Origin of the sequence: Campylobacter concisus (assembly GCF_003048605.1) — a bacterium.
Taxonomy (GTDB): Bacteria; Campylobacterota; Campylobacteria; order Campylobacterales; family Campylobacteraceae; genus Campylobacter_A; species Campylobacter_A concisus_BM.
The window spans coordinates 72,752-86,326 of record NZ_PIRX01000007.1; the positions used below are offsets into that span (position 1 = coordinate 72,752).

General features: G+C 39.2%; 11 protein-coding genes. 3 read left to right on the top strand and 8 right to left on the bottom strand.

What is annotated here, in order from left to right:
• Positions 1–57: 57 nt before the first annotated feature.
• Genes CVS86_RS07060 through pheS form a run of 4 tightly spaced genes read right to left on the bottom strand, consistent with a single transcriptional unit; the run spans position 58 to position 5,474 of the window.
• Positions 58–882 (bottom strand): 4-hydroxy-3-methylbut-2-enyl diphosphate reductase, encoded by an 825-nt coding sequence (locus tag CVS86_RS07060; RefSeq protein ID WP_107791422.1) that lies wholly within the window; start codon positions 880–882, stop codon positions 58–60.
• Positions 863–2,149 (bottom strand): 3-phosphoshikimate 1-carboxyvinyltransferase, encoded by a 1,287-nt coding sequence (aroA, locus tag CVS86_RS07065; RefSeq protein WP_107791423.1) that lies wholly within the window; start codon positions 2,147–2,149, stop codon positions 863–865. The genes CVS86_RS07060 and aroA overlap by 20 nt, the downstream gene beginning before the upstream one ends.
• The gene (gene pheT / locus CVS86_RS07070; RefSeq protein ID WP_107791424.1) at positions 2,146–4,482 is read right to left on the bottom strand and encodes a phenylalanine--tRNA ligase subunit beta; all 2,337 of its coding nucleotides are present in this window, start codon (positions 4,480–4,482) and stop codon (positions 2,146–2,148) included. Before pheT ends, aroA begins: the two co-directional genes overlap by 4 nt.
• On the bottom strand, positions 4,479–5,474 hold the full coding sequence (gene pheS, locus CVS86_RS07075; protein WP_107791425.1) for a phenylalanine--tRNA ligase subunit alpha: 996 nt from the start codon (positions 5,472–5,474) through the stop codon (positions 4,479–4,481). Before pheS ends, pheT begins: the two co-directional genes overlap by 4 nt.
• 118 nt (positions 5,475–5,592) lie before the next feature.
• Between pheS and CVS86_RS07080 the strand changes: the two genes are divergently transcribed.
• A complete protein-coding gene (locus CVS86_RS07080) occupies positions 5,593–5,946 on the top strand; it encodes a histidine triad nucleotide-binding protein (RefSeq protein WP_004317216.1) in 354 nt (117 codons plus the stop codon).
• 58 nt (positions 5,947–6,004) lie between these two features.
• Here the strand turns inward: CVS86_RS07080 and CVS86_RS07085 are convergent, their stop codons facing one another.
• Genes CVS86_RS07085 through CVS86_RS07100 form a run of 4 tightly spaced genes read right to left on the bottom strand, consistent with a single transcriptional unit; the run spans position 6,005 to position 11,868 of the window.
• Entirely contained in the window at positions 6,005–8,884 is a 2,880-nt protein-coding gene (locus CVS86_RS07085; protein WP_107791426.1) for a histidine kinase, read from the bottom strand.
• Entirely contained in the window at positions 8,874–9,608 is a 735-nt protein-coding gene (locus CVS86_RS07090) for a hypothetical protein (RefSeq protein ID WP_103597359.1), read from the bottom strand. Before CVS86_RS07090 ends, CVS86_RS07085 begins: the two co-directional genes overlap by 11 nt.
• Entirely contained in the window at positions 9,605–11,422 is a 1,818-nt protein-coding gene (uvrC, locus tag CVS86_RS07095) for an excinuclease ABC subunit UvrC (protein WP_107791427.1), read from the bottom strand. The genes CVS86_RS07090 and uvrC overlap by 4 nt, the downstream gene beginning before the upstream one ends.
• Positions 11,416–11,868: a hypothetical protein gene (locus CVS86_RS07100; RefSeq protein ID WP_107791428.1), complete on the bottom strand. Its 453-nt coding sequence runs from the start codon at positions 11,866–11,868 to the stop codon at positions 11,416–11,418. Before CVS86_RS07100 ends, uvrC begins: the two co-directional genes overlap by 7 nt.
• Before the next feature lie 30 nt (positions 11,869–11,898).
• On the opposite strand from CVS86_RS07100, the gene CVS86_RS09930 reads away from it, so the two are divergent.
• Complete coding sequence (locus tag CVS86_RS09930) at positions 11,899–12,066, top strand: hypothetical protein (RefSeq protein ID WP_002940093.1); 168 nt, start codon at positions 11,899–11,901, stop codon at positions 12,064–12,066.
• Between the two features lie 113 nt (positions 12,067–12,179).
• A complete protein-coding gene (gene nhaD, locus CVS86_RS07105; protein ID WP_009294572.1) occupies positions 12,180–13,568 on the top strand; it encodes a sodium:proton antiporter NhaD in 1,389 nt (462 codons plus the stop codon).
• Positions 13,569–13,575: the final 7 nt, after the last annotated feature.

The following is a 13,575-nucleotide window of genomic DNA, read 5'->3' on the forward strand; positions in this document are numbered from 1 at the left end:
GCCAGTAGAGGCAAATTGGCTTATTATAGTTAATTGTGGCTTTAGCTAGGATAAATTTTATACTTTTTTGATTCTATCAACGACTTTTTGTATGATCCAGTCAGGTGTGCTAGCGCCCGCACTTATTCCGCACAAATTTTTGCCCTCAAACCATGATTTTTCAAGCTCTTCTTCGCTTTCAATGAGATAGCTATCTTCGCAGAAATTTTTAGATATTAGGTAGAGTTGTTTTGTGTTCGAGCTGTTTTTTCCGCCGATGATTATCATCACGTCAGCTCTTTTTGCTAAATTTTTAGCAGCCTCTTGGTTTTCAAATGTCGCGTTGCAGATCGTGTTAAAAACGCGCAGCTCTTTTACATGAAGCATGAGATAGTTTGCGATCTGCATAAATTTCTCAACTTTTCTAGTAGTTTGGCTAACGAGTGCGACTTTTTGCTTAAATTTAATGCCCTCTAGCTCGCTCTCTTCAAGCACGACATAGACATTACCCTTGGCATACGACTTCACCCCTTTTACCTCTGGGTGATGCACGTCACCAAAGATTACCACATCGTAGCCCTCTTCGCTCATTTTTTCGCAAATTTGTTGTGGCTTTGTCACAAACGGACAAGTTGCGTCGATCACTTTTATATCAGTCTTTTTTAGCTCTGCAAGGTCGTTTTTAGTGATGCCATGAGTGCGGATGATCGCCTTTTTCTCATCTTTTAGCTCGTCTATGCCCTCAAGCGTCTTTACATTGTAGTTTTTCTCAAGCCTATTTATCTCTTCATTATTATGGATGAGCGGACCGATAGTTGCGGCATCTCCAGCATTTTCAGCTATCTTTATCGCCCTTTTTACGCCAAAGCAAAATCCATAACTACTAGCAAGCTCGATCTTCAACTCTAGCTCCCATTTTCTTTAAAATTTCAGCAAAATTTGGAAATGAAGTGGCGATAAATTCGCTCTTTTCTATCTGCATGCCACATTTTAGTCCAAGTATGGCAAAGCTCATGGCGATCCTGTGATCTCCGTGGCTATCTATCGTGGCAAATTTAGCCTCAGAGCCATTTATGATAAAGCCATCTTCAAGCTCGCTAGCATCGACACCGCACTGCTTTAGCGCATTTATCGTGACAGCTATCCTGTCGCTCTCTTTTACGCGAAGCTCTTTTGCGTTTGTTAGCTTGCTTTGACCCTTAGCGCAGGCAAATGCGATGGCTAAAGCTGGGGCTTCATCGATGAGCCACGAGATATTTTCGCTAACTTCTACACCTTTTAAATTTGGCGAGTATCTAACCTCGATATCGCCGATATCTTCGTATTTGCTTAAAGTTTTGTGAAATTTTATCTCAGCGCCCATTTTTTCTAAAACTCTGTAAGCTTCGATGCGAGTTTTATTTAGCAAGATATTTTTTAAAATGATATGCGAATTTGGGATAATTAAAGCTGCGACCGCAAAGAAAAATGCCGAACTTGGGTCATTTGGCACGTCTATATCAAGTGGCGCAAGTGGGCCTTTCATCGCCTCTAGAGTGATCTCTAAGCCGTCACGCTTTATATCAGCTCCCATGCCAGCAAGCATGCGCTCAGTGTGGTCTCTGCTTAGCTCTGGCTCGCTAAATTTGCAGCCATTTGAGTAAAGAGCCGCTAGCAAAAGCGCACTTTTTACCTGAGCTGAGGCGATCTTGCTCTCAAAACTAAATCTTTCAAATTTAGTCCCTCTTATGCAAAGAGGAGCGTTGTTTGCGTTGTTTGCGCCATCTATCTTTGCCCCCATCTCATTTAGAGGCTTAGCTATCCTTGCCATCGGGCGAGAATTTAAGTATTTATCGCCACTTAGCACAAAAAAGCCCTCCTGTGCGGCTAATAGCCCCATAAAAAGCCTCATCGCCGTGCCTGAGTTGCCACACTCTAAAATTTCATTTGGCTCTTTTATCTTTTGTGGCGGAGCGATTGTTATCTCAGCTGCGTTATCTTCGATCTTTGCGCCAAGGAGCTCGACTATTTTTAAGGTATTTAGCGTGTCGCCTGCTCTTAGATAGTTTCTAACGCGAGATGGCTTGTCGCTTAAAAGCGAAAACATCGCGCATCTATGCGAGATAGACTTGTCAGCTGCGATGTCATCGATGGTTAAATTTAGACTTTTTTCTAATGGATAAATTCTCATCTTATTCCGATATTTAGTTTCTCTTTTAGCTCGCTTAAAATTTTATCCATAAGTGCGTTTATATCGTCATCTTCGAGCGTTTTTTCCATATCTTGAAATGTAAATTTAAGGCTAAGACTAATCGCGCCGTTTAGTTTTGCATCTTTATAGATATCAACTGGCAAGAACTCTTTTAGCTCTTTTAAATTTAGCCCTCTTATGCACTCATAAATTCGTCCAGCCTCGAAATTTTCAGGTACAATGAGACTAAGATCTCTTGTCGTGCTTTGGAATTTTGAGTAAGGCACTGCTAAGATCGGCTCAAATTTAAGCTTTGCAAAATCAATCTCGCAAACATAAGTTTTAGGTAGATCCCTTTTTGCCTCTACTCTTGCATCGACTCTGCCGATATAGCCGATCTTTTCGCCATTTTGATATATGTGTGCTTGCTCGTATGGGCTAAGATACGATATTTCGCGGCAAGGTTTTAGCTCAAATTTACCTATGACATTTTGCACCATCGCTGCAAATGCGTAGAAATTTGCCTCCTCGCCCTTTGCGCCGTTTATCAGTGTTGGCTCTTTTAAAAGCCCAGATACGACAAATCCTAAATTTAAACCTTGATTTGCATTTTCGTCAAAAACTTCGCCAAGCTCAAAAAGTCTAACTGAGCGTTTTGAGTTTTTGATATTTTTCTCGCTTGAGCTTAGAAGGTGATTAACAAGTGCCGGTCTAAGCGTGTTTAGCTCGTTGTTTATAGGATTTAGTATCTTGATCTTGCAAGGCTTGAAATTTAGCTCACTTAGCTCATCAAGGCTGTCAAATACGTAGTGCACGCTTTCAAAAAAGCCATTACTAGCTGCACGGTGCCTTAAATTTAAAGCATTTTTATAGTCAAAATATGTCTTATTTAGCCTATTTTTCTCAGAGAAATTTAACGGCGTTGAGGCGATATTGTCGATGCCTATTATCCTCACGATCTCCTCGCAGATATCATGAGAATTTACGATATCGTGGCGAAATAACGGCACTTTTACATTAAAGCTCTCTTGTTCGACATTTACGCTTATCTCAAAGCCAAGTTTCTTTAAAATTTTCACGACATCGTTTCTAGCTACCTCTTGCCCTATCATATTTTTAAGCTCGCCAAGTGAGATGCTAAGCGTGATAGGCTCGGTGCCAAGTAGCGACTGCTGCGAGCCCGCAAAAAGACTTAGGCTATCTTTAAAGCCAGCAAGCTTTTTGAAAAGATAGTCGGCGCCATAAGCTAAATTTGGCTCGCTACCACGGCTTGAGCGATAAACTTGATCGCCTTTTGGTAAATTTTTATTTTCAAAAATGGCCTTTGAGACAACATCTGGTTTTACATAGCTAGCCTCTACCAAGATCACCTTTGAGCCCTCATCAACCCTAGCTTCATCGCTTTGGTAAATTCCAGCAACACCTAAATTTTTATCCTCACAAAAGACCACACACTCGCCATTTTCGCCATTTTTGATGTCAAAAACTGCTTTTTCGCCCTCGCCCACAAGCTTAGCGTGATCATAAGCTCTAAACAAGACGCCCGTGCAAAATGTCGCGTATTCAAGCAGTCTTTCTACTAAATTTGTCTTTTGACAATCAATCAGAGCTAGCCTCAACCTAGTTAATAAATTTTCACTTAATGCATTTTTTAGCTCAAAGGCTTTATATAAAAACGAGCCATTTACCTTATCTTCGGTTCGCACAGATGCGATCCTGCCGATGCCTAGTAAATTTTCACTGTCTTCATTTTCGTGGCTATCTTTCATATTTAGATCAAGCGCGGTGCAAATTTCTCTTGCGATGCCGTGTAAATTTTGGCAGTCGCCCCTATTTGCTGTGACATCAACCTCGATGATCACATCTTTAAACGCTTCAAATTCGCCAAGACTTGTGCCAAGTTTTAGCTTGCCAATACTCTCATCAAGCGGCAAGATGCCGTCATTTGTCTTAGGTAGTCCTAGCTCAGTTGAAGAGCAGATCATACCGCATGACTCGATGCCTCTTAACTTTGCCTTTTTGATCTCAAGACCATTTGGCATCGTCGTACCAATGAGCGCGACTGGCACAAACTGACCAGCCTCGACGTTTTTAGCCCCACACACGATCTGAAGCGTTTCGCTGCCAACATCAACCTGACAAACGCTTAGTTTATCGGCATCTGGGTGCTTTTCTCTACTTTTTACGTAGCCAACTACGATGCTCTTTGGCAAATTTATCTCTTTATAGCTATCAACTTCTAAACCAATTGAATTTAATGTCTTTGAAAGTGTCTCGCCGCTAACCTCGCTAAGGTCGATCCACTCGTTTAACCAATGCTTTGAAATTATCATTTAAACTGCTCCAACAATCTTAAATCTCCCTCAAAAAGTGACCTTAGATCAGGCACTCTATGAAGCAACATCGCAAATCTCTCAACGCCAAGGCCAAAGGCATATCCACTTACATTTTTATAGCCAACCGCCTTAAATACATTTGGATCAACGACGCCGCATCCAAGCACCTCAAGCCAAGTAGTCTGCTTACACACCCTGCAGCCCTTGCCATGGCAGAATATACAACTAATATCAACCTCTGCGCTAGGCTCCGTAAATGGGAAAAAGCTAGGGCGAAATCGCACTTCAACATCGCCAAACATGTGCTTTAAAAAGCCCTCTAACATTGATTTTAAATTTGCAAAGCTAACTTTCTCAGCGTCCTCCACCACAAGGCCTTCTACCTGGTGAAACATCGGTGTATGCGTTAAGTCCATATCACGTCTAAAGACAGTGCCTGGCGCTATCATGCGGATAGGTGGCTTTTGATTTAACATAGTTCGCACCTGAACTGGGCTCGTATGCGTCCTTAAAAGTCTAAAATCATCTAGGTAAAATGTATCTTGCATATCCCTTGCTGGGTGGTATTTTGGTAAATTTAGCGCCTCAAAGTTGTGAAAATCATCTTCTATAAGCGGCCCAGTCTCGAGCGAGAAATTTAGAGCTAAAAAGTACTCAATTATCTTATCCATCGTGGCCATCACAGGGTGCAGCGCCCCGCTAGCGACAGGCTCGTTAAAGAGCGTGATATCAGCGGCCTCTTTTTTCATCTTACTATCTATCTCTTGCTCGCTAAGCTCGGCCTTTTTAGCTTCTATAAGCGCGCTTAGCTCATCTCTTTGCTTGTTTAAATTTGCTGCAAATTCCTTTTTCTCATCCTCGCCAAGCTCTTTTAGCTTTGCAAAGCCTTGCGCCAAGATGCCCTTTTTGCCAAAAATTTCTACCCTGACCTTCTCCAGATCATCAAGAGTTGAAACTTCATTTTTGATTTTATTAATGAAATCTTGCAATTTTTTACCTTTATGAATTTTTGCATCGATTTTATAGAAAAAGAGTTAAAATCAAGATAAAAAGCGCGAAATTTAAGCACACTTTGATATAATTTCTCAAACTTTCAAAGGAGCTAAAATGACCATATTTGAAAAGATCGTTGCTGGTGAAATTCCTTGTAACAAAGTGCTTGAAAGCGAGAAATTTCTAGCTTTCAACGACATCAACCCAAAAGCGCCGATCCACATCCTCATCATCCCTAAAAAACACTACAAAAACTTCCAAGAGATGGATCCAGTTTTGATGGGTGAGATGACTAAATTTATCCAAGAAGTGGCGAGCTTAATGGGCGTTGATAAGAGCGGTTACCGCCTCATAACAAACTGCGGCGAAAACGGCGGTCAAGAGGTCATGCACCTACACTTTCACCTGCTTGCTGGCGCAAAACTTGGCTGGAGTGAAGGCGTAGCTGATCCACAAAGCACTTTTTAAAAATAAAATTTAGACTCTTTTTGAGTCTAAATTTCACTTCAAAATTTTACTTCAAAACTCAAACCTTAAATTTTATAAACTTAAAGTTGCTCTTTAGTTCATTTTGGGTCGAATTTATCTCGCCAAGCTCTGATTTTACGAAGTTTGTAAGCTCTATCTTGCTCACACTTGGAGATAGGATTTTTATATACTCTTTTTGGTTTTTAAGCTCTAAGTTATTGCTAAAAAGAAGCACTCTAGCATCTAGCTTTAGCCCAGCTCTAAGCTCAGATATCGTGGCTATTAGCTCTTTTATATCAAAGCCCTCCGCTGCTTCATCCACAAGTGCTAGTGAGCAAGGTTTTGTCTTTATCTTTATCAAAAGTTCGCTAAAGCTATTTGCGACCTCAAGCGTGTTTTGAAACTCGCCAAGAGCGCCAGCAAATATCTTATTTTCAAGCTTTGTGCTCTTGTAAATCACTATATTTTCATTTTTACTAAAGTATCTATTTTCTTTGCTTGGCTTATAGTTTTTTATAAATTTAGGCAAAATTTGATTTAGCTCATCTTTGCTAAAAGGCTTTCTGATCTTCTCATCAAAGGCAGGCAGCAGCTCTCTTTCAGGGATATTTGAGGTATTTGAGACCACAGCGACTAAATTTATCTTCTCTTCTTGAAGCGATCTTATCTCTTTTACGAAATTTGCCACGCCATTTTCAAAAAATGAAGCATCGATAAAGACTGCGTTAAATCTATTTAAAAGAAGTGCTTGTTTAAGCTCTTTATGGCTGCTAACGCCTATGACTTCGCAGTCTAAGAAGCTAAAAGCACGCGAAAACATCTCAAGGCTAAGTGGGTTTTTATCGCAAAGCAAAAAGAGCACTTTCTCTTCAGCCAAGCTCTCGCCCCTATTCTTCTCCATATAGACAAGCCGTGCAACGCTAAGTGGCGTGAGCGGATCTTTTAGCAAGACCACATTTTTTATATTTATATTTTTACTCGCACTTTGCCTTGCAAAGACGATGTCGTAGTTTTTCGCTAGTGCTTGGTTGTTTGAGATGATGTTTTGAAACCTAAGCCCCATATCTTCTAAAGTGGCTGCAAAAAATTCATTATATTTTGCATTTATATCAGGCAGATACGCGATCCTTAGCTCGTGATTTAGACTGAAATTTTGCAGTTTTTGCACCTTTTTTAGACTAAGGATAAATTTAAACTCATTGCCAGCTCCACCAAGCGTGCTTATGTCAAGGCTTGAGTTAAAAAGCTTTAGATAAAAGCTGGCAAGTCTTAGATAAAACTCGTTCTCTTCATCGTTTATCTCATTTTCATCTTCTGTGTTTAAAGCTTTTATCTGCTCTTCATTTATGAAAATTTGATTTGTCCTTATCTTTGTTTCGATTAGCAAAAGACCGCTTTGACTAAGAGCGTCGCTGACATTTTTTATCTCTACTATCAAGTTGGCAAATTTATCGCATTTTGTCACGATAGCTTGCATGATAGAGCCAAAGACGACGCTTATCTTCTCGCTATCGCCCTCTAGTTCGTCGCTAATGTTTGCATCAAGATAGGTTAAGAAATTTAGCTTTTTCTCTTGCGTGAAAGGTATCTGCGCTTCAAGTATGTTTGAAAACAAAATTTGTGGGTTAAATGGCTTTAAATTTAGTCCAACTTCGCCATTTTTGCTATCAAGCAAGCCTTTTATATTGCTATAATTTAGCGCGATTATTTGGCTATTTTTTTCTAAATTTTCAAAAAGAAGCTCATTTTTTACCACGTTTTCATCTTTTTTTAGGGTAGCGACCGAGCTAAAGATCTGCTCTTTTGCTTGATAAAATTTCTTACTTAGCCTAACAAGCAGTCTATCTTTTATCGCAGCAAAGCTTCTTTCTTGCTCATACTTTTGAAGTAGCTCTTTATATAGGGTTATGAAGCTTTCTATTAAATTTTGTGGATTTCTATCACCTTTTTTTAAAATCTCATCTCTTACAAGCTTCATTTTTTGGTTTAAATTTTCTAGATCTTTTAGCCAGATGTATGTTTTATAGCCAGCGTAAAAGAGCCAAAGCGATAGAAAAAACATCAAAAATGTTAGACTAAGCACCTTTACTCTAAAGTTATCATTTAGTCTCTTTAGCTCGTCACTTAAGACATTTGCTATCTTGCTAAAGAGCTTGGCTCTATTGCTTTCAAAGGTATATATCTGCAAAATTTCATCACGTGTTAGCTCATTTTTTAGCTTTAGCTTAAGGCGGATCTCGTCATAGCCCTGAGAGGTCTCTATATTATCAAGCCTATCTATATCTCTTATTATGTTGTCTTTTATATCGCCATTTGGGAGTAAATTTGCATTTATATCGTTGTATTTAAGGCTATCTAGAGATTGTTTTAACGAACTTTCGGTAATTTTTTCTTTACCTATAAGCACAGCCAAGATATGCTCTTTTGTGGTATTTACGTTTTGAAGTAGCTCATAGGCTCTGATTAAAGAGAGTATATAACGCTTCATATTAATATCTAAAGCAACATCTCTAAATAAAATTTGCCCACTTTCTACGACAGAATTTGCTAACTCAACAAAGCTAAGAAACGAGAGATTAGAGCTCTCCCAACTTGCATTTGCGTTTTTTAAAACTTCATTTAGCCTATCTCTTATCCTTTTATCATCTGGTGTGTTAGAAAGAGTGTTTGATAAACTTTTTACAAACAAATTCTTAGCAGCATTTGCCTCTCTTAAAGCCGTCTCGTCTTGTGGCGACCTAGTTTTTTCATATCTTTCGTAAGCAATTCTTTCTGAAACGATCGCATCTAAGGTTTTTCTTATCAAACTTTCTCTTTTTACCTCACTATTTATGCCATAAGAGATCCTAAATTTATCAAAGTAGAGCGCGCCATTATAAAAGCAAGTGATAGCAGCCAAAAATATCGGCAAAAGAACCAAAAATTTACTAACCCTCATGGCCAAGCCTTTTTGAAAATTTATTGCAAAGCGTGCTTATTTCGCCTAGTCTTTCATTGATATGAGCGATCTTTTTAATTTTGTTTGGTCTGGTAAGTAGCGCATCGAAATTTGCCACAAGCGGAGTGATCTTTAAATTTAGCGCTGGCTCTTTTAAGATCTTTATGCTCTCTTCTAAAAATTTAGTATCTCTTGCTTGCACCGCACTTTGGATAAAGATCATCTTGTCTTTTGCCTTGCTTAAAAATATACCAAGGTAGGTCGCAAACTCGCTTTTGCTTAAATTTAAAAAGCTAGCAGTCTCACTAAACCAGCTCTCGTTTAAGACCTCTTCTTCTTTATCCAAAAGCTCTTTTTCATCTACCTTTAAATTTGGCAAGCGAAGTTTGGTCTTTGCTTTTATCGCAGCTTGCTGGTTTTGGCTGTAAATTTCTGTTTGATCGAGGATTAAAAGCTCAAAATACTCTTCATTTTTTACTGAGCTGATCTTTGAAAATTTAAGCGTAGCATTTAAAATTTTGCCGTTTTTGGTCTTTAAATTTACTCTTAAATTTGGTCTTTTAGCTAGATAATCTATAAAAACTCCAGACTCTTTGTAGTCTAAAACTAGCTCGTCAATGTCTTTATGCTCGCTTAAAAACTCCCTTATATCTTTAAATTCAAGCAGGCCAAGAGAGATATCTCCCATCGCTAAAATTTGACCGTTTTTGTCGTATATTATCACTTCAAATTTCCTTCTTTGAGCGTTAAAAGCTTTGCTGCTACGCTTTTGTTTGTTATTTTTGCCACTTCGTCTAAATTTGCTTCGCTGATTTTATCAAAACTTCCGTAAAAGCTGATTAATTTCGCGATACTGCCCTCAGAAACGCCAGCTTGTCTTAGCTGTGATCTTTGCATATCGTTTTTCTGCCTTGTTTTTCTGTGAAAACTGATGACAAATCTATGGCTTTCATCGCGCATTTTTTGGAAAAACTGCAGCTTTTTATCGCTCGTGCTTAGGCTAAAGCTGCCATTTTTTGTATAAATTTTATCTTTCGCCTCGCCTTTTGCGCGGTGAGCTTTGGCGTCTATTTTTTCTTTTGAGATGGCGATCACATCGACGTTTGCGCCGCTACTTGCTAAAATTTCACAGGCTAAGCTTAAAAGCGCTTCGCCACCATCAATAACCCAAAGATCAGGCGGGCTAAGCTTATCAAATCTAAGTGCTCTAGCTGTTAGGCTCTCTCTCATCTGATCGTAGTCGTTTTTGGAGCCAAGATGCATGTGGCGGTAGTTTTGCTTCGCCCACTCGCCATGCTCATAGCGCACCATCGCTCCGACACTTGCCTCGCCAAAAAGGTGTGAGTTGTCGTAAGCCTCGACCACGTAAGGCGTGTGAGCTAGATTAAAATACTCTTTTATATCATTTAGTAGCTCGTTGTCGTGTGTTTTTAGGTATTTTTCGATGCTAACTTCAGCGTTTTTTGTAGCGATCTCGCAAATTTTACGCTTATCGCCTATTTTTGGGCATGTGATGCTAAATTTACGTCCAAATCTCTCGTTTAAAATTTCTTCAACCAGCTCGCTATCTTCAAAGCTTTCATTGACGTAAATTTTGGTGCTAATTATTGGCTGACCAGCGATGAAGCTTTTTAAAATGGCCTGCTTATAAGCCTCGTTTATCTCGTCTTTTTGAGCGTTTTTAGCCTGCGTGATATCGGTTTTTACGCCTGTTATCTTGCCACTTTGCACGCTAAATCTCACCGCGCAGATCATATCATGCACGCAAGCGACTGAGTAGGCCTCAAAGTCCTCAAGCTTGGCTAGATCAACTTCAACCTTTGTTTGCATGTTTTTAAGCGTTTGCATCTTATCTCTAGTCGCGGCTGCTTGCTCGTAGTCTTCGGCCTTAGCGTAGTTTAGCATGAGCTCTTCAAGGCGAGCGATTAGCAAATTTGGATTTTGCAAAGCGGCTGTGGCATCAGCGACTATTTTGGCGTAGCTCTCTTTTGAAATTTTACCTTCACATGGGGCGTAGCAGCGTTTTAGCTGGTAAAAAAGGCAGGCTTTTTTGCCTTTGATGCAGGATTTTTTTTGAACTAGGTTGAAATTTAGATAAAGCGCTTCAAGTAGCTCTCCTGCTCCGCTAAAATATGGCCCAAAATAGCGTATATTTGAGCCTTTTACCACCTTTCTAGTGATCTCAAATCTAGGAAATTCATCGTTTAAATTTATAAAGATATAAGGATAGGTCTTGTCGTCACGAAGCAAGATGTTGTATTTTGGCTTAAGCTGCTTGATAAATGAATTTTCAAGTATGAGCGCGTCTGCCTCACTTGGTGTGACGATGTATTCAAGATGCACAGCCTCGCTTATCATCTTTGAAATTCTTGGGCTTAGTTTTTCAGCTGGGGCGAGGCTTGGGGTAAATTTAAAGTAGCTTTTGACCCTGTTTTTTAAAATTTTGGCCTTGCCGACATATAAAAGTCTGTTTTGAGCGTCAAAATACTGATATACGCCAGGCTCGTTTGGAAGCGTTCTGATCTCGTCTATTAGCATCTTGCCTGCTCGTTTTTCTTTAGCAAAATTTCTCTTAGCTCTTCAAATTTCTTATAAATTTGCTCATTTGTGGCTAAATTTTTAAACTCGCCCTTGCTGGCTGGAGTGATGAAATTTGACCTTTGCATAGGTTGTGGCGTGAAAAATTTTAGATATTTGCTCACGATAAATCTTATATTTTCTTCTTTTTTATTTTTTATATAGTTGATCTCACTAAGAGGTTTTGGCTCGATGACGCTTGTAAAAATGCTATTTTTATTAAATTTACAAAAGGTTTTTAATAACCCTTTTATATCATTTATACTACTATCACGTCTAAGCTCCAAAAGCCCTGAGGGATGAGTGAGAACGAAGGTCAGCACGCCTTCTCTAACGTAGCAAAAAGCTATGTAAAATCGCTTTGCTTTACCCATGAGGCGAAGAAGCTCTTGGCACTCGTCTGCCATGCTTAATTTTTCTTTATACAAAGGATTTTCGTGGATAGTATCTATCATAAATTTGGCGTTTTTCATAGGCTTATCTTATCATCTTTTATTTTAATTTTCGCTCTTTTTGCACTTAGTGGCTGCGGCTACAAGGACGATCCATTTTATGGCGATGCACCTGTAAAAGAGAAAAAAACTGACAAGATCAATAAAATTTGATCTTAAATTTCGCGTAAGATAAAAATGTAATGCAAGCTTAATAAATTTAACTAACCTAAATTTTAGGCTCATTTAAGTAAAATACGCAAATTTTTATCTTACAAGGAGAGTATATGAGGTTATTTGGACTTCTAGGCTTGTTTTTTGCTATAGCCTTTGGTGCTGACGGAGAAGCTGCGGCTATTGACTTAACTACTACATGGGCGGGAATTTTATCGCTTATCATTTTTGTTGTTGGATACTTTTTCATAGCAGCAGAAGAGAATTTTCACATCGACAAGGCAAAACCTGCCATCTTTATCGGCACTTTTATGTTTTTGCTAATCGGCGTTTATATGCTTATAAACGGCATGGATGTGCATTCGCTAGAGCACGAGGTAAATCACCTGATCTTAGAGATAGCTCAGATCGTATTTTTCTTAATGGTAGCGATGACATTTATCGAAGCACTTGTTGAAAGAGATGTATTTAACGCACTTAAATACAACCTAGTTTCAAAAGGCTACACTTACAGAAAGCTATTTTGGCTAACTGGTATTTTGGCGTTTTTCATTAGCCCAGTGGCTGATAACCTAACAACAGCGCTTATCCTATCAACAGTCCTTTTAACGATAGATAGAAATAATACAAATTTCCTAGTCGCAGGTGCGATAAACATCGTCGTAGCAGCAAATGCAGGTGGAGCGTGGAGTCCATTTGGCGATATCACTACACTTATGGTTTGGGCAGCTGGCAAGTCACCATTTTTAGACTTTTTTGCACTTTTCCCAGCTTCATTTATCGGCTGGTTTGTGACAGCGTTTTTACTTTCACGCATCGTGCCAAATACTGCGCCTCATTTTGACGTGGCTAATGAGCCAAAAGTGGTTATGAAAAAAGGCGGTAAAGCGGTTATCTTTATAGGTGCATTTACTATCTTTTGTGCAGTTATGATGCACCAGTTGTTTCACTTGCCAGCGATGTGGGGCATGATGTTTGGCTTCTCGCTACTTAGCCTTTATACATATTATTTCAAAAAAGCTCACAAAGATGAAGAGCCAATGAACGTCTTTCACTATATGTCAAAGATCGAGAACAACACGCTATTTTTCTTCTTTGGAATTTTAGCTGCAGTTGGCGCACTTCACTTTGCTGGATTTTTAAATTACGCTGTGTCGCTTTATGATAAATTTGGCTCAACACCTGTAAATATCGGAGTTGGCTTCCTATCAGCAGTCGTTGATAACGTCCCTGTTATGTCAGCTGTGCTAAAAGCAAATCCAGCTATGGGAGCTGATGCAGGCGAGGCTATGAGTCAGTGGCTACTTGTGACACTTACAGCTGGTATCGGCGGTTCTATGATCAGCTTTGGCTCAGCAGCTGGCGTTGGAGTAATGGGTAAATTAAAAGGAATTTATACCTTTGGTGCGCATATGAAATATGCATGGATGGTAGTTTTAGGATACATCGTATCACTCATTGTTTGGTATGTGCAGTTTGAAATTTTTCACATCTACTTTTAAAAGGTTA